This is a genomic window from uncultured Metabacillus sp. (assembly GCF_947503125.1).
Taxonomy (GTDB): Bacteria; Bacillota; Bacilli; order Bacillales; family Bacillaceae; genus Metabacillus.
Window position 1 is genome coordinate 49,893 of record NZ_CANNCR010000009.1, and the last position, 23,773, is coordinate 73,665.

Annotated in this window: 18 protein-coding genes; 11 read left to right on the forward strand and 7 right to left on the reverse strand. The window is 39.3% G+C overall.

The window, feature by feature from the left end:
* Positions 1-180: 180 nt before the first annotated feature.
* From Q1B07_RS09030 to Q1B07_RS09050, 5 genes are all read left to right on the forward strand, one after another.
* Positions 181-1,542 carry an aspartate kinase gene (locus Q1B07_RS09030; RefSeq protein ID WP_299088874.1) on the forward strand — a complete coding sequence of 454 codons (1,362 nt, stop codon included), beginning with the start codon at positions 181-183 and terminating at the stop codon, positions 1,540-1,542.
* 596 nt (positions 1,543-2,138) lie between these two features.
* The gene (locus Q1B07_RS09035; RefSeq protein ID WP_299088875.1) at positions 2,139-3,116 is read left to right on the forward strand and encodes a LacI family DNA-binding transcriptional regulator; all 978 of its coding nucleotides are present in this window, start codon (positions 2,139-2,141) and stop codon (positions 3,114-3,116) included.
* 138 nt (positions 3,117-3,254) lie between these two features.
* Complete coding sequence (locus Q1B07_RS09040; protein ID WP_299088876.1) at positions 3,255-4,679, forward strand: sucrose-specific PTS transporter subunit IIBC; 1,425 nt, start codon at positions 3,255-3,257, stop codon at positions 4,677-4,679.
* A gap of 78 nt (positions 4,680-4,757) precedes the next feature.
* Positions 4,758-6,221, forward strand: coding sequence for a sucrose-6-phosphate hydrolase (locus Q1B07_RS09045; protein WP_299088877.1), 1,464 nt, complete (start codon positions 4,758-4,760; stop codon positions 6,219-6,221).
* Positions 6,222-6,237: 16 nt separating this feature from the next.
* Positions 6,238-7,206, forward strand: a complete 969-nt coding sequence (locus Q1B07_RS09050; RefSeq protein ID WP_299088879.1) for a PfkB family carbohydrate kinase — start codon at positions 6,238-6,240, stop codon at positions 7,204-7,206.
* A 192-nt stretch (positions 7,207-7,398) separates the two neighbouring features.
* On the opposite strand, the gene Q1B07_RS09055 is transcribed toward Q1B07_RS09050, so the two are convergent.
* Positions 7,399-7,644 carry a hypothetical protein gene (locus Q1B07_RS09055; protein WP_299088880.1) on the reverse strand — a complete coding sequence of 82 codons (246 nt, stop codon included), beginning with the start codon at positions 7,642-7,644 and terminating at the stop codon, positions 7,399-7,401.
* A 294-nt stretch (positions 7,645-7,938) separates the two neighbouring features.
* On the opposite strand from Q1B07_RS09055, the gene Q1B07_RS09060 reads away from it, so the two are divergent.
* Positions 7,939-8,391 (forward strand): CBO0543 family protein, encoded by a 453-nt coding sequence (locus Q1B07_RS09060; protein WP_299088882.1) that lies wholly within the window; start codon positions 7,939-7,941, stop codon positions 8,389-8,391.
* Positions 8,392-8,459: 68 nt separating this feature from the next.
* Here Q1B07_RS09060 and Q1B07_RS09065 read toward each other — a convergent pair whose 3' ends face one another.
* The 6 genes from Q1B07_RS09065 to Q1B07_RS09090 all read right to left on the reverse strand — a co-directional run bounded on the left by Q1B07_RS09065 (position 8,460) and on the right by Q1B07_RS09090 (position 16,619).
* Positions 8,460-9,659, reverse strand: coding sequence for a 3D domain-containing protein (locus Q1B07_RS09065; RefSeq protein WP_299088884.1), 1,200 nt, complete (start codon positions 9,657-9,659; stop codon positions 8,460-8,462).
* A 100-nt stretch (positions 9,660-9,759) separates the two neighbouring features.
* Positions 9,760-10,998, reverse strand: coding sequence for an MFS transporter (locus Q1B07_RS09070; protein WP_299088887.1), 1,239 nt, complete (start codon positions 10,996-10,998; stop codon positions 9,760-9,762).
* A gap of 378 nt (positions 10,999-11,376) precedes the next feature.
* Positions 11,377-12,450: an ABC transporter ATP-binding protein gene (locus Q1B07_RS09075; protein ID WP_299088889.1), complete on the reverse strand. Its 1,074-nt coding sequence runs from the start codon at positions 12,448-12,450 to the stop codon at positions 11,377-11,379.
* Positions 12,434-14,164 carry an iron ABC transporter permease gene (locus tag Q1B07_RS09080; RefSeq protein ID WP_299088891.1) on the reverse strand — a complete coding sequence of 577 codons (1,731 nt, stop codon included), beginning with the start codon at positions 14,162-14,164 and terminating at the stop codon, positions 12,434-12,436. Before Q1B07_RS09080 ends, Q1B07_RS09075 begins: the two co-directional genes overlap by 17 nt.
* A 21-nt stretch (positions 14,165-14,185) precedes the next feature.
* Positions 14,186-15,229, reverse strand: coding sequence for an ABC transporter substrate-binding protein (locus tag Q1B07_RS09085; protein WP_299088892.1), 1,044 nt, complete (start codon positions 15,227-15,229; stop codon positions 14,186-14,188).
* 202 nt (positions 15,230-15,431) lie between these two features.
* Positions 15,432-16,619: a chromate transporter gene (locus Q1B07_RS09090; protein WP_299088893.1), complete on the reverse strand. Its 1,188-nt coding sequence runs from the start codon at positions 16,617-16,619 to the stop codon at positions 15,432-15,434.
* Between the two features lie 202 nt (positions 16,620-16,821).
* Here Q1B07_RS09090 and Q1B07_RS09095 point away from each other — a divergent pair, with 202 nt between their 5' ends.
* The 5 genes from Q1B07_RS09095 (at position 16,822) to Q1B07_RS09115 (ending at position 23,752) form a co-directional block, all read left to right on the forward strand.
* The gene (locus tag Q1B07_RS09095; RefSeq protein ID WP_299088894.1) at positions 16,822-17,679 is read left to right on the forward strand and encodes an aldose epimerase; all 858 of its coding nucleotides are present in this window, start codon (positions 16,822-16,824) and stop codon (positions 17,677-17,679) included.
* 226 nt (positions 17,680-17,905) lie between these two features.
* Positions 17,906-19,636, forward strand: coding sequence for an ABC transporter ATP-binding protein (locus Q1B07_RS09100; protein WP_299088896.1), 1,731 nt, complete (start codon positions 17,906-17,908; stop codon positions 19,634-19,636).
* The gene (locus tag Q1B07_RS09105; RefSeq protein ID WP_299088897.1) at positions 19,617-21,437 is read left to right on the forward strand and encodes an ABC transporter ATP-binding protein; all 1,821 of its coding nucleotides are present in this window, start codon (positions 19,617-19,619) and stop codon (positions 21,435-21,437) included. The genes Q1B07_RS09100 and Q1B07_RS09105 overlap by 20 nt, the downstream gene beginning before the upstream one ends.
* A gap of 487 nt (positions 21,438-21,924) precedes the next feature.
* A complete protein-coding gene (locus tag Q1B07_RS09110; protein ID WP_299088898.1) occupies positions 21,925-23,385 on the forward strand; it encodes a sodium:alanine symporter family protein in 1,461 nt (486 codons plus the stop codon).
* Positions 23,386-23,596: 211 nt separating this feature from the next.
* Positions 23,597-23,752 carry a hypothetical protein gene (locus tag Q1B07_RS09115; protein ID WP_299088900.1) on the forward strand — a complete coding sequence of 52 codons (156 nt, stop codon included), beginning with the start codon at positions 23,597-23,599 and terminating at the stop codon, positions 23,750-23,752.
* Positions 23,753-23,773: the final 21 nt, after the last annotated feature.

The following is a 23,773-nucleotide window of genomic DNA, read 5'->3' on the forward strand; positions in this document are numbered from 1 at the left end:
ATAGAAAAAGGGAGACTGCGGGGTTAGTCTCCTTCTAATATGGCAAAAATCCGCATAGAATGTCCTCTGTATATAAACAATTGTTTCCATACGAAAGAAAACTCTTGATTATTTAGTAAAAACAAGCGATAATAAAAACTAAAATTTGACTGAAAATTATAAATAGTAGGAGATGTGGACATGAAGGTCGTAAAGTTCGGCGGTTCCTCCTTAGCCTCAGGAGAACAGCTCAAAAAAGTATTGGAAATCGTTGTTTCAGACCCAGAAAGAAAGGCTGTCGTTGTCTCTGCTCCAGGGAAACGTTATTCTGATGATATTAAAGTAACGGACTTGCTCATCGAATGTGCGGAAAAGCATTTAGCAAATGAACCTGCTGACGATGTGTTTGATGCAATCATTGAACGTTATGCGAGCATTGCCAGGGAATTAGAGATTTCTTCAGATATTGTTGAAACGATTTCAAAGGATTTGAAAAACCTCCTGGATGGAGATAAAAGCAAACCGGAGAGCTTTTTAGATGCGGTTAAGGCAAGCGGCGAGGATAATAACGCAAAGCTGATTGCCGCTTATTTTCAGCATAGCGGAGTTGATGCACAATATGTTAGCCCTAAGGAAGCAGGCTTATTAGTTTCTGACGAGCCTGGAAATGCACAAGTTTTACCGGAATCATATGAGAATTTGTATAAACTCCGTGAACGTTCAGGGATTATTGTTTTTCCGGGATTTTTTGGCTATAGCAAAAGCGGTGAGGTTTTAACGTTCTCAAGAAGCGGCTCAGATATTACAGGCTCCATCCTTGCAAACGGAATGAAAGCTGATCTATATGAAAACTTTACAGATGTTGATGCTGTCTATTCAGTGAATCCGACTATTGTCAAAAATCCAAAGGAAATCAAGGAACTAACGTATCGTGAAATGCGTGAGCTATCTTATGCAGGCTTTTCTGTATTCCATGATGAGGCACTAATTCCTGCATTCCGTGCCGGCATCCCTGTAAATGTAAAGAATACAAACAATCCAACAGCACCTGGAACAAGAATTGTCAATGAGCGTGCAAACACAAATGGGCCGGTTATTGGAATTGCTAGTGACAAAGGCTTCTGCAGCATTTATGTCAGCAAATATTTGATGAATAGGGAAATCGGTTTTGGTCGTAAGCTTCTGCAAATCCTTGAGGATTACGGGTTAACTTATGAGCATGTTCCATCTGGGATCGATGATGTCACAGTTATCCTGCGACAAAACCAAATGGATAAAGAAATTGAAGAAAAAATAACCGACCGAATTATGACTGAATTACAAGCAGATGAAGTCATTATTGAACACAATCTGGCGTTGATCATGGTCGTAGGTGAAGGAATGCGCCATAATGTAGGTACAACAGCACGTGCTTCCAAAGCCCTTGCAAATGCCGGGGTAAATATTGAAATGATTAACCAAGGCTCTTCAGAAGTAAGCATGATGTTTGGCGTAAAAGAACCGCAAGAAAACCGCGCTGTACAAGCTCTATATAATGAATTCTTTGTTGCAGTACCTGTTTAAGCTTTGTGAGGTTATTTATATTATAGGGGTTTGATTCAACAAACTACGATATAATGAATCTGTTTAGGTTCAATATATCATGTTTGGGGGACTGACCCCTTTTTTACACTTTAAGTATAAAATTTTAACCTAGTTTTTGTGTCTAGCTCCAGCGCCTAGCCCCGAAGCACAGGACGTGTAAGTGCAGTCAAGAGATAAGGACGTCGCGTTTTTGACTGCCTCTAGGGTCTAGCCACTCATGAATTGAAGGCAAAGAACGCCTTCTATTCATGAGCGTCTTATTTGCCCTAGGCTGATCAAGGCGCTTGCGCTTTTATTATAATATCAGAATTTATATATTTTCTTAACATAGCTTGCGTTTCTGAATCTAGCTCCAGGCGCCATCGGCTCGAGGTCATAAGTCAAACAGGAATTGAAGGTAAAGTACACCTTCTATTCCTGTTCGCCTTATGCTTGTCGCCGATAGGCAGGCGCCTTGCGCTTTTATTAGTTGCATTAAGTAAATTACATTGGCAATTTTTCAAAATAAGTTATTCTACCAAATGTTTTCGTGTATACTTCTTGGTAATGAGCAAAATAACGGAGTTGTGAAGAAAATGACAATAGCGGAAATAGCAAAACTTGCAGGCGTTGCCAAAAGTACCGTATCAAGGTATTTGAACGGTGGTTCGGTCGGGGAAACAACAAAATTGAAAATAGAGCGTGTTATTAAGGAAACAGGCTATATCCCCAATACTTTTGCACGCAGCTTAAAAGCGAAGAAGACGAATATAATTGGCACGATTGTTCCAAGGCTTAATTCGTATGCGACATCTCAAACATTAATTGGAATTGATGAAGAGCTGCGCGACCAAAACTATCAGCTATTAATATCAAATACAAGTCAAAGTTTAGAACGTGAGATTGAAAGTATCTACAGTTTAGCCAATCAAAAAATTGCAGGCATCATCTTGCTGGCTACCCAGATAACCGATGATCATTTAGAGGCATTCCAAAAAATAGATGTCCCCGTATTATTAGTTGGGCAGCAGCATGAGCAGTGTTACAGCTTAATTCATAACGATGAGGAAGCAGGTTTTGAAATTGGCCGGTATGTCCTTAATCAAGGACATCGGAAAATTGCTTATCTCGGCGTAACTGAAAAGGATATCGCGGTTGGAGTCAAACGAAAGCTCGGCTTTCAAAAAGCGGTTCAGGAAGTAAAAGATTGTCAGGTCAACTATTTTGAAACGAGCTTCAATTTAAAAGCAGCCATTACGATGTTTCCAGAAATCTTAGCGACCTATCAACCTTCGATCTTTGTTTGTGCGACCGATAATATTGCATTAGGTGTATTAAAAGCAGCACAGATGGAAGGATTGCATATTCCTGAAGATCTTTCGATTACAGGGTTTGGCGGCTATGAGATCACAGAGATTATCCATCCTGGCATTACAACAGCTAAATTCTACTATCAGGAAGCAGGGGTTCTTGCAGCAAAAAAATTAATTAAATTAGTGAATGGCGATGAGATAGAAAAAGTTACCGTTTCAAATTTCGACATCATTCTGCGCAATAGTGTTGACAAACTTTAATAATCTAAATACAATGTAGTTGAAACCGGTTCCGCATCGGTTTTTATTTTAACACCAAACGGAACCGGTACCAATAATTATTTTTTGTTGAATATTGGAACCGGTTCCGTTGCAAATACTTGTAAAGGGTGATAACAAATGAATTATCCGCAAATTTCAAAGGAGATTTTAGAAGCAATCGGCGGAAAGGATAATATTTCTGCTGCCGCACACTGTGCAACAAGACTTCGACTCGTTTTACACAATGAAGAAAAGGTCGATCAAACGAAATTAGATGAAATGGATATTGTAAAAGGTACATTTTCAACAGGCGGACAATACCAAATTATTTTAGGATCAGGAATCGTAAACAATGTTTATAAAGAGCTTTCTAAGCTGACAGGTTTGGGGGAAATGTCAACAAAAGAGGTTAGCAGTGCTGGTTCAAAGAAAATGAATCCGCTTCAGCAATTTGTGAAAATGCTTTCTGATATTTTTGTCCCAATCATTCCGGCGATTGTTGCTGGCGGTTTATTAATGGGGATTAATAATCTTTTAACGGCACAAGACTTATTTATAGATGGGATGTCACTAGTTGAGGCAAATCCAGGAATGGCTGATTTAGCAGCCCTCATTAATACATTTGCAAATGCAGCCTTTGTCTTTTTACCGATTCTAATTGGATTTTCTGCTACTCAACGCTTTGGCGGCAATCCTTATTTAGGGGCAACATTAGGAATGCTGATGGTACATCCGGATTTATTAAATGGATGGGGCTATGGTGAAGCTTTAACAAACGGCGAAATACCTTATTGGAATATCTTTGGATTTGAGATCGCAAAAATTGGTTATCAAGGCACCGTCTTACCTGTACTCGTTGCATCATTCATTTTGGCAAAAATAGAAACGAATTTAAGAAAGATCACACCGTCTTCATTGGATAACCTATTAACACCGCTTTTATCTATTTTTATTACTGGATTATTAACCTTTACGTTTGTAGGTCCTGTCACGAGAACAGCAGGAAATTTGTTATCAGATGGACTTATATGGTTGTATGATACAACAGGCTTTATTGGTGCAGCAATATTTGGACTTGCTTATGCACCGATCGTCATAACGGGAATGCACCATAGCTTCATAGCTGTTGAAACACAGTTGCTAGCCGATATTGCCAAAACAGGAGGCTCGTTTATTTTCCCTGTTGCTGCTATGTCAAACGTTGCCCAAGGGGCGGCTACTCTTGCTGTCCTATTAATTGCCCGTGATGCAAAAGTAAAAGGGGTAGCATCAGCAGCAGGCATTTCTGCTTTATTAGGGATTACGGAGCCGGCAATGTTTGGTGTGAATTTAAAGCTTCGTTATCCATTTATCGGGGCCATTATCGGGGCAGGGGCAGCATCAGGCTTTTTAGCGCTGTTTCATGTTAAGGCAATTGCACTAGGTGCAGCAGGTCTACCAGGAATTATTTCAATAAAACCAGGATCAATTACGTTTTATGTGATTGGCATGCTCATTTCTTGTGCGGTTGCATTTATCGTGACATTCATCTTAGGGAAGAGGGCAGCTAAAAAACAAGCCTAATAGGATGGAATAGGGGAATCTTTGTGATTCTCCTGTCTTACTTTATAACTATATAAATCTTAAGGAGAACGATTTTTCATGGAATGGACAAAAGAGATGAGGTATCGCCGACTCGAAGATGTAAGCAAAGATATGCTGGAAGCAATCAAAAGCAATGTAAATAGCTGTCAGTGGAGGCAAAGCTATCATATCCAACCGCCAACCGGCCTATTAAATGATCCAAATGGATTTTCTTTTTTTAACAGTGAATACCATTTATTTTATCAATGGTTTCCCCTTGGACCTGTTCATGGTTTAAAATATTGGTATCATACAAAATCAAAGGACTTGGTTCATTGGGAGAATGTCGGGGTTGCGATTAAGCCTGATCATGATTATGACAGCCATGGAGCCTATTCTGGCAGTGCCATTGTCCATCAGGATCAGTTATATTTAATGTATACAGGAAATACCCGAAATGAACAGTGGGAGCGTCATCCCTACCAGGTTATTGCTAAGATGAACAAGCATGGTGAAATCATCAAGCCTAACGATCCTGTAATAGCGGATATTCCAAATGGCTATACAGACCATTTCAGAGACCCGAAGCTCTGGAAATCAGGAGATGTTTTTTATGCTGTAATTGGTGCCCAAAGAGAGAATAAAACAGGTTGTGCCGTATTATATAAGTCTTTGAATCTAATAGACTGGACATTTCTTGGTGAAATGAAAACAGATTTGCCGCAATTCGGATATATGTGGGAATGTCCTGATTACTTTGAATTAAATGGTCATGGTGTGTTTGTTTTTTCACCGCAAGGACTTGAGCCTGAAGGGGATCACTATCATAACATCTATCAATCTGGTTACTTAATTGGTCAAAAGCTAGATTTAAACACCTTGTCTTTCACGCACGGTCACTTCAATGAGCTTGATCGCGGCTTCGATTTTTATGCGCCGCAAACAACCTTGGCGAAAGACGGACGGAGGCTTTTAGTAGGCTGGATGGGTCTTCCTGAGCTTGAATACCCTACAGATAAGCATGATTGGGCACATTGCTTAACCTTGCCAAGGGAGTTAAAGATTGAAAATGGCAAGCTGATCCAGCAGCCTGTGCAGGAACTTACAAAGCTTCGGAAGAATAAGAGTATATGGAAAGGAACCATTTCAAATGATACTCTGCATCTATTTAATGGAGTTTCATATGAGCTGATTTGTGAGTTTACTGAAAATGACTCAGACGAAATCGGGATCGAGTTCCGAGCAAAAGGCGATGAAAAAACGATTGTTAAGTATGATAAAAGGCAGAAAAAAATAGTGTTAGACAGAAGTATGTCTGGACAACCTGTCGGTGAAATATACGGAACGAAACGGCAATGCTCAGTAAAAGATGGAAACATCAAATTTCATTTATTTGTTGATACTTCCTCAGTTGAAATTTTTATAAATGATGGTGAGGAGGTATTCACAAGCAGAATTTTCCCTAAACAGGCCAGTGATGAAATTCGTTTTTTTGCGAATGGTGGCAGTGTGTGTTTGAAGGCTGAGAAATGGGAGATCTAAGAAGAGGAGAATGGATATGGCAGAACTATTTTCGATTGGCGAAGTATTAATAGACTTTATTCCAGAGCAAAAAGGCAAAGCGTTAAAGGATGTTGTTTCATTTGAAAAAGCACCAGGAGGAGCACCTGCTAACGTTGCAGCTGCGGTTGCAAAGGCAGGAGCGAAGGCATCTATGATTACGAAGCTAGGTGCAGATGCCTTTGGTGATTTTCTCGTTGCAACATTAAACGAGGTTGGTGTCAATACAGATCGGGTTTTAAGAACAACTGAAGCAAATACAGCATTAGCCTTTGTATCGTTGAAAGAAGATGGAGAACGAGATTTTTCTTTTTATCGAAATCCTTCTGCAGACCTTTTGTTAAACAAAGAAGAGATTGATGAGAACTGGTTTGGTGAAGGGGATATCCTTCATTTTTGTTCGGTCGATCTAGTGGAAAGTCCCATGAAGCAAGCACATGTGAAAGCAATCCGCTCCGCCAAGGAAAAAGGGGCGATCATTAGCTTTGATCCAAATGTACGCCTGCCATTATGGCCAGATCCTCAAGAATGCCGTCATACGATTCTTCAGTTTTTACCTGAAGCACATCTTGTGAAAATTTCTGATGAGGAATTAGAATTTATTACAGGTCTTTCAGATGAGAAGGAAGCGATTAACTCTTTATTTATCGGGGATGTAAAAGCGGTAATCTTTACAAAAGGTTCAGAAGGAGCTGATCTGTATGTTGGCGGGGAGTGCTACCGATCATCAGGATATCATGTATCTGTTCAAGATACGACAGGAGCTGGTGATGCATTTATCGGCGGCTTTTTATATAAGCTTTTAGAAAAACATGCTACAGTACCTCACTTAATAAAAATCTTGAAGGACGAACATCAAGATATTTTATCCTATGCAAATGCAAGCGGCGCTTTAACAACAACAGGGAAAGGCGCCATTTCGGCATTACCAACTAAGGAAGAAATCTATCAGCTAATAAAAAAATAAAATTCTTAGCAAGATGAATTAAGAGGCTGAAAAAATTCTTACAGAATTGAGATCAGCCTCTTTTATATTTAGTAGCCCCGTGTAGGTTTTAATGATCTACTTTTAAAAGTATTTTCCCTGTTCAAGCGCATTTTGGAAGACCGGATGCTTTTAGCAGGCAGGTTGTTATTAGGTGCGGCTTGTTCATTCCAATCAGCCATTTAGGTCACTTCCTTCTTCTTTAATCTTTTTCCCTCTCATTAATCTCTCAAATTGTGCCATAGAAGGATCTGGTTTGAATTCATAGTGAAACGGATTCTTTTCTTGGGTGAATTCTGGATCTGCATTCATTTCAATTCCAATTTTTGATCCAGCAGAAGCTAAGGGATCGTTTATGATTGACTCTTTTTCTCCGTCAGGATGTGGAGTTACTTGGGAATGCTGGTCTCTTCTATCCACGTTATCAGCTCCATTTCATGTGTTAAACAATCATTTTATTTTTAAGATAACTGATTTTGTGTGTAACTATTCTTATTCTTTAAATAAGAAATGATGGAAACGAACATGATTGTATAGAAATTTTTATAAAAGGAAAAAGTAAGAAAAATCGTACTGGCAGGGTGAGGAAATGAAGTCTGCAATTCCACCAGATCAAACTTAAAGCAATCACAGGAAAATCTTGCTAATCAATGGGTTGATTATTGGAAAGAATATTCCTCATTTGATACATGGCAATTTTGGGTGAATGTGCTCATGATTATTCTCCCTTTAGTTATTCTTTATTTCACCATTGATCGAAGAAGAATCTTTCAACTGGGTTTTTACGGCTTTAATATACATGTTTGGAGTATCTATTTAGATGCATTCGCATCAAGGTTTAATTATTTAGGATATCCTTATAAGGCAATCCCTTATTTGCCAATTAATTTTGGTATTGATACATCGCTTGTACCAGTTCTGTTTATTCTAGTTTATCAATGGACGGTAGAGAAGAAAAAACAATTTTATTTATATACTCTTGTGTTAATCATCTTTATATCGTTTATCTTTAGACCTTTGTCTGTTGGGCACAATCTTTTTCGATTACACCAGGGTGCAAATTATGTCCATTTATTTATCGGATATATTGTCATTACTGCCATTTCGATATGTATCACAAATCTGTTCCTCTACATGAAGAATCACCCTAAAGGAACACATAAATAAATCTGAGCGGATAAAAAATAAAAGGATAGATCAAAACAGGTACAATCTGCTTTAATCTATCCTATAACTTAATCTAAAATGATAATTTTAACCGTTTTTCTTCCCCATTGCCTCGCATGTGCACTTGAAGGCATCAACACATCAATTTTATGGCCGATAATGGCACCGCCGGTATCTCCGGCAACCGCAACGCCATAGCCTTCAACCCATACTTTCGAACCGAGTGGAATAACACCAGGATCAACAGCGATAAGCTTCATATTAGGGTTCTTTTTAATATTATATCCCAAATAGGTAAGATCGCTTGCGGTATCCTCATGACTATATGCCGTTGCTGTTACATACATTTCTTTTCTAGAATTAGACGGTTTAGACGGTTCTTCTTTTTTAGTAACTGTATTTGAAGCTGGTTTTGAAGGAGGAGGTGGTGCAACGGCAGGTTGAGCAACAGATTTTTCCTTTTCTTTTGCTTTCGCTTTAGCAAGCTCAACGGATCTCGCTTTTGCCGCAGCCTCTTCCTCTTTAATTTTAGCTTGGATTGAATTTATTTGTGATTGGATCGTGCTTTTCTCTTGTTCGGCAACGTTAATTTCAGATGCCAGCTTTGTAAATTTACTTTGCATGGCAACTAAAGCTTGATTTCGTTTTTGACGATTTTCTTCAAGCGTTGCTCTTTTTGCTTCTAATTCAGCCTGCTGACTAATGAGCAGCTGTTCTTGTTTATCGATTTCCTTTTTATCTTCCTCAATTTGCTTTAAGTCAGCTTCTTGCTGATCTAGTATTTTTTGATCTGCATTTAATAGTGTCGCAACAGCGCCAATCCGTTCAAAGAAATTTCCAAGACTTTCAGAGTTTACGAGTGTTTCAATTACAATTGTTGTATGATCGCTATGTTGAAGGGCAACTAACCGTTTTTCCATAATTCCTTCACGCGCGTATACCTTGTCCTGTAAAAGAACAATCTCTTCCTTTTTTTGCTGAATGATCTGTTGGATTTCTTCAATTTTGCCTTCAACCTCTGCTAAGCCTTGTTGATTCTGAGAGATTTCACTCTCTAAAGCTTGTACATTCTCTTGAAGGCTGCTGATTTCTTCTTGAACCGCTTGCTGTTCTTTTTCCTTTTGAAGAATGGTTTGTTGACTCTGCTTCAGCTGTTCTTCAGCACTATGTAAAGTGTCTTTAGTAGATTCTGCGTTTGCCACATAGGAAATAGGTAATGATAATAGAAGGATACCAAGTGTGGCAAATGTTCGCTTTAAAGCTCGCATAATGCAACCCCTTTCTCGTCTTTATAGTTATAACATAGAAAGGGGGTCTCGTAGGTTACAATTAGATTAAAAATTCAGGTAATTTCTTCCTATTATTCTATCATTTGCCCTTTTGCCATTCTCTTAACATCTTATCCGTAGGTAGAAGGAATGCTAGAATTCCAAGTAATGGTAGGGTTGCGACACTAATCATCGTTGGAGTTAAGCCAACATGGTCAATCATCGTACCTAATGCAATCGAGCCAATTGCCCCCATACCGAACGCAAGACCAACAGTTAAACCAGACATGGTGCCAATTTTTCCAGGAACCAGTTCTTGTGCATAAACAACCGTTACGGAAAAGCTGGACATTAGAATGAGGCCGATTAGTGCCAGCACAACTAACGAAAGAGTAGGTCCGACAAATGGCAATGCTAAAGTAAGTGGTGCGGTAGCTAATAAAGAAACGATAATGACATTTCGTTTGCCGAATTTATCAGCTAACGGCCCGCCAATAAATGTCCCAATTGCCCCCATTACTAAAAATAAAAAAATATAGACTTGTGACCCTGCGATTGATAAATCGTATTTTTCAATCGCATAAAACGTATAAAAATTTGAAATGGCACTTACATACCAAGAACGGGCAAAGATCAGGAAAATAATAATCAAAAGGGCGTTTCGTACGGCTTTTGATAGGGAAGAATTCGTTTGATTGACTTTAGATGTGACCTTAACAGGCTTTAGATCTGCTAATCTGTTAGAATACCACTTTGCAATATAAATTAAAAAGACGACGGCGAGAGCAGCAACAACTGTAAACCAGATTGCTCCAAATTGCCCGAGTGGTACAAGAATTAAGGCCGTAATAATCGGGGCAAGTGCCTGACCACTATTGCCGCCAACCTGATAGATGGATTGTGCCAGCCCGCGGCGTTCTCCTGCTGCCAAATAGGCAACTCGCGAGCCTTCAGGATGAAAAGCAGCTGAGCCTAAACCGATCAAAATGACGGAAAGAAAGATTGTCAAAAATGATGGAGCGAATGCTAAGCCCAATACACCTAGCATACTGCAAGTTAAACCAATCGGAAGAACATAAGGCATCGGGCGCTTATCCGTAAATAGGCCAACGACCGGCTGCAACACGGATGAAACCATATTTAAGGCAAATCCAATGAAGCCAAGCTGTGTAAATGTTAGTCCCATTGAGTTTTCTAAAATCGGGAACATAGCCGGAATGACAGATTGAATACTGTCATTTAACAAATGACAAAGACCAATGATAAATAAAATGTTGTAAACAGTTCCTGTATCATTAGGAAGTGATGCAGGTTGTTTTGGAAGTGAAGCAGTGGACATCGTTATTCTTCTCCCTCTTTATAATAGTAAATGTTTCGAAAATCGAAATACTCTAATAGTCATATTATTGTCATGAACTGGGAAAAATTCAAGAAGAATTTTCTGAGTTATAAAAAAAGCGCAAGGCGCTAAGCATTCGGCGACAAGCATAAGTCGAACAGGAATAGAAGGTGTTCTTTACCTTCAATTCCTGTTTGACTAGACCCTAGAGGCAGTTAAAAACGCGACGGCCTTATCTCTTAACTGCACTTGCACGTCCTGTGCTTCGCCGATGGCGCCTGGAGCTAGATTCAGAAATGCAAGCTATGTTAAGAAAATATATAAATTCTGATATTATAAAAAAGCTTGTAAACCTTGGTCAGGCATACAAGCTTTTCATTAAATTGGAAGTAATGGCTTTGAAAGAGTGGATTGTTTCAATTGAATATAGACATGATCACCAATATGAAAAGGCCCCTTTTGGGAATCCTCGTGAATAGTTATGAGGTTCGAGCCTGTATCAACTATATAATGAATTTCCTTCCCTTGAAATTGGGCATTGGTAATCGTTCCTTTGAGTCCATCTTCATGTTGCGTCAAGCAGAATTGCTCCGGTCTAATTGGGCAAAGATTTCTTGCTCTTAAACCAGGTGAGACCTTAACACCTGTCCAAAACGATTGGATGGAATTTGCATGTGGTTTAAATGTTTGTTCATCGAGCCATTCGCCAGGAATAAGATTTGCCTTCCCGACGAATTTGGCGACAAATTCGGTTTCAGGCTTATAATAAATCTCTCTTGGAGTGCCTGTTTGCTGGATTTCCCCATTCTCCATGACAACAATTCTGTCAGCCATTGCAAGGGCTTCATCTTGATCATGGGTGACATAAACAATTGTGGCACCTGTCATTCGATGGAGGCTTTGTATTTCTCTGCGCATCTCCATTCTCAATTCCGCATCTAAACTGCTTAACGGTTCATCCATTAACAGAAGCGCAGGTTTGGCGGCTATTGCTCTTGCTAATGCTACCCGCTGTTTTTGACCGCCAGATAATTCATGGGGCATTCTTTTTGCAAAGGCATGAAGCTCAACAATATGTAAAACCTCTTTCATTCTTTTGTCAATATTCCCTTTTAAATCATCAGCTAAAAAACGATGATGGAGGAGCGGGAACCTGATATGCTCGGCAACATTCATGTGCGGCCACAAGGCAAAGGATTGAAACACCATTCCAATATTGCGTTTTTCCGGGGGGACGGAATAATGTTTCTCACCTACACATTCGCCGCCAATATAAATCTCTCCAGCTGATGGAGAATCAAAGCCTGCTAATAGCTTAAGCAATGTTGTTTTTCCACAGCCTGAAGGTCCGAGAATGGCAATAAATTCACCATCTTTAATGGATAAATCAATGGATTTTAACGCTTCTGTTTGCCCGAAGGTCTTGCTAACATGTTTAATTTCTGTTGCCATTTAGATACACCCTTCTTTCCCAAAACTTTTGCATGAGAAAAATGATTAAAAATCCGATAACTATTAATAAAACAATAATTGTTGAAAAAGCAGTTGAGTGAGTTGTATAGCCCGCCTGTTCGAAATTAAAAATAACAAGGCCGATCGTTTCCGTACCGCTCGACCACAAAAGGGACGACACCGTCAATTCAGTTAACGCAGTAAGAAACACTAGAAAGGCGCCGCTTATTAGTCCCGGCAAGATAAGCGGTATTAAAATCTTCCGCCACTTTCTATAGGCATTGGCTCCGCTAGTCCTTGCAGCATCCTCCATTGAAACATCTACTTGCATGAGGGAGGTTGCGCTGCCCCTGATTTGCAAAATAAGAAATCGGGTAAAATAGGCGATATATAAGATCCAGATTGATCCATAAATCCCGGGATTCCAGCCTGGGATGGGCTCTAGCCATGTAAAGATCATGGCAAGCGCCATCACCGTTCCGGGGAGAGCATAGGGGATGCCAACGATAACCTCCATTGTTTTATTGAAAAAGGACGGTTTTCTCACCCTAAAATAGGCAATGAGCGTACCAACAAATAAGCCGATAAGTGTTGTTATACATGCAAGCTTGAGGCTGTTAAAAATCGCTTCTTGTGTTTTGGAGCTTGAGAATAAAATAAATTCATAATGTTTTAAACTAATATTTTGCAAAGTAAAATCTAAGCCATATGCCTTAATAAGAGAGGTAGAAGCCATCGAAATGATTGGAATTAGGCTTGTAACAATTAAGAATACCCATAAAACGGCTTCAACCATTCTTCTAGCTTTTTTAGCTAAAAAGATGCGGGGGTCTTTGTCCTCTCTTGCTGTTTCAAATTGTTTTGAACGCTTTAGCAGCAGCCATTGAATCAGCGTTCCGATCATCGCGATTAGTCCCAAAATAACCGAAAGTGTGGCTCCTTTTGCAAAAGCAGAAGGCCCAAACCCGATAATTTGTTCATAAATATAGGTGCTTAAGACACGAATATTTGCTGGAATGCCTAAAAATGCAGGGATCCCAAAATTATCAAGGCTTGCAAGAAAGGCTAGCAATCCGCCGCTTGCGATCCCTGGCAGTGCTAACGGCATAGTAACCTTTAAAAAGGCGGTAAATGAAGTACCACCAGAGACTTTAGCAGCCATTTCCAGCTCTCTGGGGATTTTTCTAAGAACACTTACTGTTAACAAACAAACTAATGGATAATGGGAAAATCCCATGACGATGATAATTCCCGTTAAACTATATAGATTGATTGGTTCGAGACCGCCTGGCAGTTTGCTTAATATGTAAGCGATTGGGCCATTTACACCTGAAAATTGCGTCCAAGCCAATGTTGTAATATAGGATGGAATGACAAAGGGTAAAAAGATCAAAACCTGGAGCAGCTGCTTATGACGAATATTGGTATAAGCAACCAGCCATGCTGTTACCACACCAAGAATAACGGCAATGATGGTAGAGCCGATCACAATAAGAAAGGTATGATAGATTGTTTTCCAGGTGACAGGGTTTTGTAAAACCTCGGTATAGTGGTTAAGGCTTAAGCCGTTTTCAGAGGAAAAGCTTAAATATAATAACTTAACAACCGGGATGAAAAAGAATAGGATAACGAAGATAAACCCAAGTAAGGAAAAGAAAGAAAGGGAACGCTGCTTAAGAAGCGAGTTCCCTGTATTTATTGCGGATGAAACCATTTATTGACGCCTCATTTCTGCTTATTGATCGCCAAACAAGCTGCTGAATTCTTCTTTGTCTTTCTCACGCGCTTGATATAGCTCATTTAATTCTGCCTCTAACACCTTCATCTCTTCAATTGTTTTAAGACCTTCTGGTGCTTCGATTCCTTTACGAATTGGTGTGTAACCAATTTCTGCTGCAAGCTTCTGCCCTTCCTCAGAAAGCACGAAGTCTACAAAAGCTTTAGCGGCAGCTTCATTATCCGTATTTTTCATGATGGCAATTGGCTCTGTAATGACCGGTACACCTTCTTTTGGATAAACAAGGTCGATTGGTGATCCTTCTGCTTTCGCACGGGCAATGATGAAATCTACTACCATTCCATAGGATTTTTCTCCAGCGGCAACGGCTTGTTGGACAGCACCGTTTCCTTCTGTGATCATGACATCATTATCCTTTAACTGCTCATAAAACGCCCAATTGAATTCATCGTTTCTTGTGAATACACCTAAATTATAGGCTGCAGCACCGGAATATAACGGACTTGGCATAATGCTCTGACCGCTTGCTTCTTTAGAAGTTAAAACAGTCCATGAGTCTGGTAAATCTTTAACCTTTTCCGTGTTAACGGCTAAGATTGTTGCCATTACCTTTGTACCTGTATACATGCCATCCTTATCAATAAAGCTTTCGGGGATTTCACTAGCTTCTTTCGATTGATAGGATAATAGCAGATCCTGGCTCTTTAAACTCTCAAATGTTACCGCATCGGCTACTAATAAAACATCAGCTTGTACATCACCAGCTTGGTTTTCGGCTTGAATTTTGCTTACAACCTCTTCAGTTCCTGAACGGAAAATCTCGATATTGACGTCCGGGTATTTTTCTTTAAAAGCATCTACAAGCTTTTGTGCATCTTCATCAGGTTGTGACGTGTAGAAGGAAAGATCTCCTTCAATGGCTGTTTGCTCGGTTTTTTCATTTGCTTCTGATGATGAACCTGTTGTTTCGGATTGATTGCCGCAAGCTGCTAAAAGCATGAGCATCAACAGAAAGCTCAATGTTTTTTTGATCGATTGCATAATACGTTCCTCCTAAGTATGAAAGAGAGATGATGAAAAAAATTCATAATAATCTGTTAGTTACTAGTCTATTGATTATTTATTAAGGCAGGTTTAATGAAAAGTAGTGATTTTGTTAAATCTATGTAAATGAAAGTATTAATAGGATGAAAGAAATCTAACAAAATAGACTGCCCTTTAATAGACAGTCTGAATAAAAAAACTATAGATAAGCCAGAAGCCAGCCGCCAACTGCACCTGCAACAACGATGATCCAAGGTGCAAGCTTCCAAAAAACAAGCATACTGAATAAAATTGCCGCAAAAGCAAAATCAATGGGCGTCATAATTGAGCTCGTCCAAATCGGTTGATAAAAGGCAGCGATTAAGATCCCAACAACAGCTGCATTTACACCCATTAATGCCCCTTTTATCGCAGGGTTGCTTCGCAAGGCGTTCCAGAAAGGGAGGGATCCTAAAATCAGTAGAAATGCTGGTAAGAAAATCGCAAATGTAGCCAATAATCCGCCTTGCCAGCCGTTAATCACCGCGCCGATATAAGCAGCAAACGTAAATAATGGACCAGGAACGGCCTGTGCTGCACCATACCCGGCAAGGAAGTCCTCTTCGCTTAACCAGCCGGTAGGAACAAATTCCCTTTCAAGTAAAGGAAGAACAACATGTCCTCCGCCAAAAACCAATGAACCGGAACGATAAAAGCTATCAAACATCGCAATCCAGCTTAGTGACGTTATCTCACTCAAAATTGGCAAAAGAAATAGTAATCCGAAAAATAATCCTAAACAAATGATCGCAAACCGACGAGAAACAGGAAAGTTCATCGGAGTCGAATCATCATCCTTTTGTTGCTTATAAAGAAGAAATCCTATGAAGCCTGCTATAATAATAACCGCAACTTGTGTGTAAGCTGTTTGCCATAGCAGGGTAACTACCAGTGCAAATAACGCAATTGCTTTTCGCTTAAGGTCCGGGGTTAATTTTTGGGCCATCCCTAAAATGGCATGGGCAACTACAGCAACGGCAATGATTTTTAACCCATGGATCCAACCGGCATCTCCGATCTTTAATCCTTGAAGAATGAGGGCAAACAGTATAAGTGCAACAACAGAAGGGAGGGTAAACCCGATAAATGACGTAATTCCTCCTAACACTCCTGCACGCATTACACCAATTCCAATTCCAACCTGGCTGCTGGCAGGACCGGGAAGAAATTGACACAGGGCAACTAAATCTGCATAACTTTTTTCATCCATCCATTTCCTTCTGCGGATGTATTCCTCATGAAAGTAGCCTAAGTGTGCAATAGGACCTCCAAATGACGTAAAACCAAGCCTGGTGGAAACGATGAGGATTTCTAATAGCATTTTAAAACTTAGTGTATTTTTGTTCATGGTACCCTCCTTTTTCCTTGAAAAATTTGTAGGCTTTTGCGCCCCCATTGTGGCGAAATATTTACGAATTTTTTCAAGTGTTAGTATAGCAGGTTGACAATGCATTTCAACATAAAAAAACCAAGACTTCCGACCTCGGATACTGGCGATCATAAGGCAACATCTGTATAGTAGACATAAAAAGAAAAAGGAGCATATGAAAATGTATATACATAACGAATACAATGAAGGAAACCTGACTGTTATTGAACTGCGAAATGAAAAGAATACTTCCTGGCTAAAGGTTGTCCCGGAACGAGGCGGAATTATTACAAGCTTAGGGATAAATGGCGAAGAATTGCTCTTTATGAATGAGGAAACATTACAAAATAAAGAAAAAAATATTCGCGGCGGGATTCCGATTCTATTTCCGATTTCCGGTCAGCTAACAAATAGTGAATATAAGTGGGAAGGAAAAACATATAAAATGAAAAACCACGGCTTTGCCCGTGACCTGCCATGGACTGTAGGTGAAATAAGAACAGAGAAAGATGAGTCCTCCATAAGCCTGAAGCTTGAAAGCAATGAAGAGACATTAAGTTCATATCCATTTGATTTTGAATTACTGTTTACTTATATTTTGCGAGAGAATGAGCTGATCATTGAGCAAACTTATCAAAATAAATCGTCAAAAAGCATGCCGATCTATGCCGGCTTCCATCCGTATTTTAAAACAAAGTCAAAACAGTTAAAGCTTGAAACAGATGCAACGGAATATCTTGATTATAATGACATGAAAACAAAGGTGTTAGAAGAGACTGTGACCATTAATCAAAAGGAGTCGTATGTATTTAAAACAAGCACAGACTCTGTTCGTTTTTATCTCGACGAAATTGGAAAATATGTAACAATGAACTTTGGGAAGGAATTTCCTTATATTGTTCTCTGGTCTGAAGCAGGTCAGGGCTTTGTCTGTGTGGAACCGTGGATGGCGAAAACAGATGAATTGAACAGAATGGACGAATTAACGATGATTGAATCTGGAAAAGCCCTCCATACAAAAGTAAGTATCGCTATATAAGGGACCTTGCTGCACCATCTTATACCGGTTGATGGCTGCAGCTTTTTTGTGGAATAAAAAAGCTGCATGATTCAGGCATTCTGCTCGGCATATCAAGCATTTACTGGTAAACTAATAAAAAAGTCGGTAATCATTTAAAACATTAAAATGTAAACCTTTTCTTCGGTAATTAATTATTTACTAACATATGCTTGTTGGTTGTGACTATTTGCTTGGAGGATGTCAAATGTTGAAGTTTAGCTCATTTCTAAAGCCTTATCGTTTTTCTGTGGCAATTGCGTTATCATTGATGCTCATTGAATTAGCAGTTGAACTCCTTCATCCGCTTTTGATGGCAAAAATAATTGATGAAGGGATCTTAAAAGAAGATTTTTCTACAGTTATGGTGTGGGGCGGAGTGATGACAGGGATTTCACTTGTTGCTTTTGCTTCAGGGATGATTAACTCGTTTTATGCCGCACATGTCAGCCAAAGCTTTGGTTTTGATGTTCGAAAACAGCTTTTTGTTAAGGTGCAGGAATTTTCCTTTGAACATTTAAGTCATTTTCCTGCAGCATCCCTGATTACAAGAATGACAAATGACATAACACAGCTGCAAAATACATTGTTTATGGGACTTAGAATTATGTTAAGAGCACCCCTTCTTGTCATCGGTTCTGTCGTCATGTCATTTTTCGTCAGCCCTTTCCTAGCTATTATTTTTGCCATTGTTATTCCGGTTCTTATTGTGATGCTCATTTGGATCATGAAAAAGGGCAGCCGTTTATTTAAAAAAGTTCAGTCAAAGCTGGACAATGTAAATGATGTGTTAAGAGAAAATTTAATTGGCATGAGATTGGTCAAGGCGTATGTAAGGAGAAACCACGAAATCAACCGTTTTTCACATGCAACAGATTCTTTGCGGGATTCAACGATTACAGCTTTACGGATGATTGAAACCTCCATGCCTATTTTATTATTCATTATGAATATGGCCATCCTTTTTATCTTGTGGAATGGCAGTTCACAGGTCATAAGCGGAAACGTTCAGGTAGGGGAAGTGGTTGCTATGATTAACTACGGCTTCCGAATCACTTTAGCGTTATCCATGTTTTCATTCATTGTAATGTTTCTATCACGCTCACAGGCATCCGCTTCCCGGATTTCTGAGGTTTTAGAAACAGACATCAAGTCAGAACTGGATAAAGAAACCTTTACGTTTAAACAAGGAAGAGTAACCTTTGATCATGTTTCCTTTACGTACCCTGGAACGGATCAGGTTGTTCTGAAGGATATCTCTTTTACAGCTTTTCCGGGAGAAACAATCGCGATAATGGGTGGAACAGGATCAGGGAAGTCCTCGCTTTTTCAGCTGTTGCCACGGCTATATGAAGTGGATTCAGGTACCATTTACATTGATCATACCCCAATTAATTCTTTAAGCATGAAAAATCTCCGTGATCAGATTGGTTTAGTTCCACAGGAAGCAGTCCTTTTTACCGGTTCAGTTAAGGAAAACATTGAGTGGGGGAAGGAGGATGCATCGAAAGAAGAGATTATTGAAGCAGCAAAAGCTGCGCAAATTCATGATACGATTGAAAAATTACCTAACCAATATGAAACAAGGATTGGTCAAAAGGGTGTCAATCTTTCAGGTGGTCAAAAGCAGAGACTGACGGTTGCGAGGGCATTAGTTCGCAAGCCAAAACTGCTCTTATTAGATGATAGTACGAGCGCATTGGATGCAAAAACGGAAAGAAAGCTGTTAACCGCTTTACGTAACTACACATGCACAACGTTTTTAATCACACAGAAGGTGAGTTCTGCAAAAGAAGCGGATCGCATCTTGCTTTTAGATGATGGGGTGTTGATCGCAGAGGGCAGTCATGATGAGTTAAGAAAAACCTCTTCTCTTTATCAAAAAATCTATCATTCTCAGATGATGGGGGAACTTTCCGATGTTAAAGCAACTAACTAGTCCATTTAAATATGAAAGAATCATAGTCGAAGAACATGATGTCAAGTCAACCAACAAGCCGAAGACCGGCTTAAAAAACGGTATGAAAACAGTCAAGAGATTATGGGCCTATTTAGCGGAAAAACGTGCTCAGTTTATTTTGGTAATATTCATGGTTATTGCAAGCTCAGGTCTAGGGCTGTTAGGACCGTACTTAATTGGAAAGACAATCGATGAGTATATTATTACTCCAGATCATCAGGGGCTGCTTCTTTTATTAATTGGCCTTGTTGCTGTGTTTGCTTTCCATTCTCTATCCTTGTTTTTACAAAATTTTTGGATGATCGGCATTTCACAATATACTGTCAATCAAATGAGAACAGACCTTTTTCATCATCTTCATAAACTGCCAATCTCCTTTTTTGATAAAAGGCAGCATGGTGAACTGATGAGCCGGGTAACAAATGATATTGAAAATGTGAGCTCAACGTTAAACAGTTCGGTTATTCAAATTTTCTCAAGTGTCTTAACACTGATTGGTACAGTGGCTGTTATGATCATGCTGAGTCCGCTTCTTACAGTCATCACGATGTTAATTATTCCATTGATGGTACTTGGAATGAAGTGGATTACAAGACGTACAGGCAAGCTCTTTAAAAAGCAGCAGCAAAACCTCGGAGAGCTGAACGGATTTATTGAAGAAGTCATCTCCGGACAAAAAATGATTAAAGCCTATTCTCAAGAGGAAAAAGTAATCGCAGGTTTTGTTGAAAAAAGCAATAACTTAAAGCTATCAGGCTTTTGGGCACAAACGATTTCAGGCTTTATTCCTAAGGTTATGAATATGTTAAATAATCTCAGCTTTGCCATTATTGCAGGGATTGGGGGAATCTTGGCGTTAAATGGCATGGTAACGATCGGTGTGATGGTCATCTTTGCTGAGTATGCCAGACAATTTACCCGGCCGCTTAATGATTTAGCCAACCAATTTAATACCCTTTTATCAGCCATTGCCGGGGCGGAAAGAGTGTTTGATATTCTTGATGAATCAGAAGAAAAAGATGCGGGAACAAACATGGTTCAGCTTCCTTCGATAAAAGGGGAGGTCGTCTTTGCAAATGTATCCTTTTCATATGAAGAAAAAGAGGAGCGACAAACAGTGGAGCAGTTAAGCTTCCGTGCTTCCCCTGGCGAAACAATTGCCTTAGTCGGACCAACTGGTGCTGGAAAAACAACGGTGATCAACCTGATCTCCCGCTTCTATGATGTAAGTGAAGGACGAATCACCATTGATGGAATCGATATAAATCAGATTAGTCGTGATCAGCTGCGAAAGCAAATGGCTTTTGTCTTGCAGGACACCTTCCTTTTTCAGGGAACGATTTTAGAGAATATCCGCTATGGAAGATTAGATGCCACAGATAAGGAGGTTATAGAAGCTGCAAAGTCAGCAAATGCAGATTCGTTTATTCGCAAACTACCAGATCAATATGAAACAATGATTATACATGATGGCAGCGGGATTAGCCATGGTCAAAAACAGCTTCTCGCAATTGCAAGAGCTATGCTTGCTGATCCGAAAATTCTTATTTTAGATGAAGCGACAAGCAGCATCGATACAGTGACTGAATTGCGGATTCAAGAAGCATTAACCCGTCTAATGAAGGGGCGAACAACCTTTGTAATTGCACACCGTCTTAATACGATTCAAAAAGCGGATAAAATCCTTGTGTTGAAAGACGGCAGAATTATCGAGAGCGGTACACATGATGAATTATTAGAGCAGAAGGGCTATTATTATGAGCTTCATCATCGGTTATAAAAGGTGTTTGTCATAAAGGTTGGGGATTCCTTTTTTGTGGGCAAAAAAATAAAAGGACCAATTAAATGGCGTGTGAATTGTCACACGCTATTTTTTTAGGTTCTGTTGTAAACCTAAAGATAAATTTTAAAGTTCTATAAGTTAGCAGGAACATATTTGTGCAAAATAGAGCAACAGTAGAGAATCCCTTGGAAAACGAATATGGATCAGAAATCAACAGCAAGCCTAACTGATCCTTTAATATAGTAATCCTTTAATTGATTATACTAATATAGGAGGGGATAAATAAAATTATTATATTTATATAATTTTATACTATCCGGTATATGTGTTGTTTTAAAAGGTAGATTACCTAATTTCTCAAATATTTTTTTATAAAAAAATGAAATGTGAGATTTCCTAACATCGCTATTGTGTTATAGAAACATATTGATTATAATTTTAAAAGATAGAAAATTCTAATATTTATGACAAGGGGGTAAAGCATTTGGAACAATTTGTTACTAGCTTAAATGAAATTCTTTGGAGTACACCGGTAATTTACATATTAATTATCGTGGGATTAGCTTTTTCTTTTTTAACGCGCTTTTTACAAGTAAGGCATGTGAAAGAAATGCTGAGGCTCATGTTTCAGGGCAAAAGCTCAGAAGCCGGTGTATCCTCCTTCCAAGCACTTTCAATGGCGTTATCTGGACGTGTTGGAACTGGTAATATTGCTGGTGTTGCGACTGCCATCGCCTTTGGTGGGCCTGGTGCGGTATTTTGGATGTGGGCAATTGCCTTTCTAGGTGCGTCTACCTCTTATATTGAGTCGACATTGGGGCAAATTTACAAAGAAAAGCAAGATGGGCAGTATCGCGGGGGGCCTGCCTATTATATTGAAAAAGGGCTAGGAATCAAATGGTTTGCGGTGCTTTTTGCCTTTGCTGCAATTGTTGCAATGGCTATATTAATGCCTGGTGTTCAAGCCAATTCAATTGCCATAAGTGTGGAAAATGCGTTTGGCATCTCTCCCGCTATAACCGGTTTAGTTATTGTTCTTTTATTAGCTTTCATTATTTTTGGCGGTGTTAAGCGGATTGCAAATGCTGCGCAAATTATCGTGCCATTTATGGCATTAGGCTATATTTTGTTATCTATTGCGATTGTACTTATGAATATTTCAGAATTACCTGCCGTTATTTCGCTTATTTTTAGAAGTGCATTTGCTTTAGATTCTGCTTTTGGCGGGATTATCGGGATGGCCATTTCATGGGGAGTAAAGCGCGGTTTATATTCTAATGAAGCAGGTCAAGGTACTGGGCCGCATTCCGCTGCAGCTGCTGAGGTTTCTCACCCTGCAAAGCAAGGATTAGTACAAGCATCCTCAATCTATATTGATACATTGCTTGTCTGTTCCGCAACAGCATTTATGATCTTAATTACGGGAATGTATAATACGCAAGCAGAAGATGGCTCGTTCATTGTCAATAATTTAGGGGAAGAGGTAGAGGGCCCGGGCTTTACACAAGCTGCTATCGATTCTGTATTTCCGGGATTCGGAGCAGGATTTGTTGCGGTAGCATTATTCTTCTTTGCCTTTACAACGATTATGGCTTATTACTATATTGCAGAAACAAATATTGCCTATCTCGCGCGTGGCAAAAATATGAAAGTGGCAGCATTTTTCCTAAAACTGGTCATTATCGCAGCATCCTTCTATGGGTCTGTAAAAACGGCTGCATTAGCTTGGGCATTAGGGGATGCCGGATTAGGGCTAATGGTTTGGCTCAATATTATCGCAATTGTATTATTGGCAAAACCGGCCTTGATGGCATTAAAGGATTACGAACAACAAAGAAAGCAAGGATTAGATCCTGTATTTAACCCTAAAGCATTAGGAATCAAAAATGCAGACTTTTGGGAAAAGGAATATAAGAAGGAATCAGATCAAGATCAAGCGTCTTAATCAAAAGGGGCTGAAAAGTCCATTATAGTGTAGTATAACTCAAAATTAAAACCCAAGAATGTTGATATATACAGCATTCTTGGGTTTTCCTTTTTTCAAGATTGGGTTGAAAAGTTACTTTACGGACAGCCCCTTTTAATTGCTGTGAAGGATTGAAATAAACTTCCTTTAAATGTACATATTAAAAAAGAAATAAAAAGGAGGTAATATCATGTCTAAGCAAGGAAAACAAAATGAAAATCAAACAAGTCAGCAATTAGCAAAACAAAGTGGAAGAAATGATATTGAATTAGGCAGTGATATGCAAATTGGGAACAGCAGTCATCAAAGTCAAAAGAAGAGCGGAAAACAAGTAAATAAAAAGTAGGTAAAAAGGCTGACCACAAAT

Excerpts from the sequence above, each read along its gene's own strand:
- Q1B07_RS09030 (WP_299088874.1), top strand. The coding sequence starts at position 181 with ATGAAGGTCGTAAAGTTCGGCGGTTCCTCCTTAGCCTCAGGAGAACAG.
- Q1B07_RS09035 (WP_299088875.1), top strand. The coding sequence starts at position 2,139 with ATGACAATAGCGGAAATAGCAAAACTTGCAGGCGTTGCCAAAAGTACC.
- Q1B07_RS09040 (WP_299088876.1), top strand. The coding sequence starts at position 3,255 with ATGAATTATCCGCAAATTTCAAAGGAGATTTTAGAAGCAATCGGCGGA.
- Q1B07_RS09045 (WP_299088877.1), top strand. The coding sequence starts at position 4,758 with ATGGAATGGACAAAAGAGATGAGGTATCGCCGACTCGAAGATGTAAGC.
- Q1B07_RS09050 (WP_299088879.1), top strand. The coding sequence starts at position 6,238 with ATGGCAGAACTATTTTCGATTGGCGAAGTATTAATAGACTTTATTCCA.
- Q1B07_RS09060 (WP_299088882.1), top strand. The coding sequence starts at position 7,939 with ATGATTATTCTCCCTTTAGTTATTCTTTATTTCACCATTGATCGAAGA.
- Q1B07_RS09065 (WP_299088884.1), bottom strand. The coding sequence starts at position 9,659 with ATGCGAGCTTTAAAGCGAACATTTGCCACACTTGGTATCCTTCTATTA.
- Q1B07_RS09070 (WP_299088887.1), bottom strand. The coding sequence starts at position 10,998 with ATGTCCACTGCTTCACTTCCAAAACAACCTGCATCACTTCCTAATGAT.
- Q1B07_RS09075 (WP_299088889.1), bottom strand. The coding sequence starts at position 12,450 with ATGGCAACAGAAATTAAACATGTTAGCAAGACCTTCGGGCAAACAGAA.
- Q1B07_RS09080 (WP_299088891.1), bottom strand. The coding sequence starts at position 14,164 with ATGGTTTCATCCGCAATAAATACAGGGAACTCGCTTCTTAAGCAGCGT.
- Q1B07_RS09085 (WP_299088892.1), bottom strand. The coding sequence starts at position 15,229 with ATGCAATCGATCAAAAAAACATTGAGCTTTCTGTTGATGCTCATGCTT.
- Q1B07_RS09090 (WP_299088893.1), bottom strand. The coding sequence starts at position 16,619 with ATGAACAAAAATACACTAAGTTTTAAAATGCTATTAGAAATCCTCATC.
- Q1B07_RS09095 (WP_299088894.1), top strand. The coding sequence starts at position 16,822 with ATGTATATACATAACGAATACAATGAAGGAAACCTGACTGTTATTGAA.
- Q1B07_RS09100 (WP_299088896.1), top strand. The coding sequence starts at position 17,906 with ATGTTGAAGTTTAGCTCATTTCTAAAGCCTTATCGTTTTTCTGTGGCA.
- Q1B07_RS09105 (WP_299088897.1), top strand. The coding sequence starts at position 19,617 with ATGTTAAAGCAACTAACTAGTCCATTTAAATATGAAAGAATCATAGTC.
- Q1B07_RS09115 (WP_299088900.1), top strand. The coding sequence starts at position 23,597 with ATGTCTAAGCAAGGAAAACAAAATGAAAATCAAACAAGTCAGCAATTA.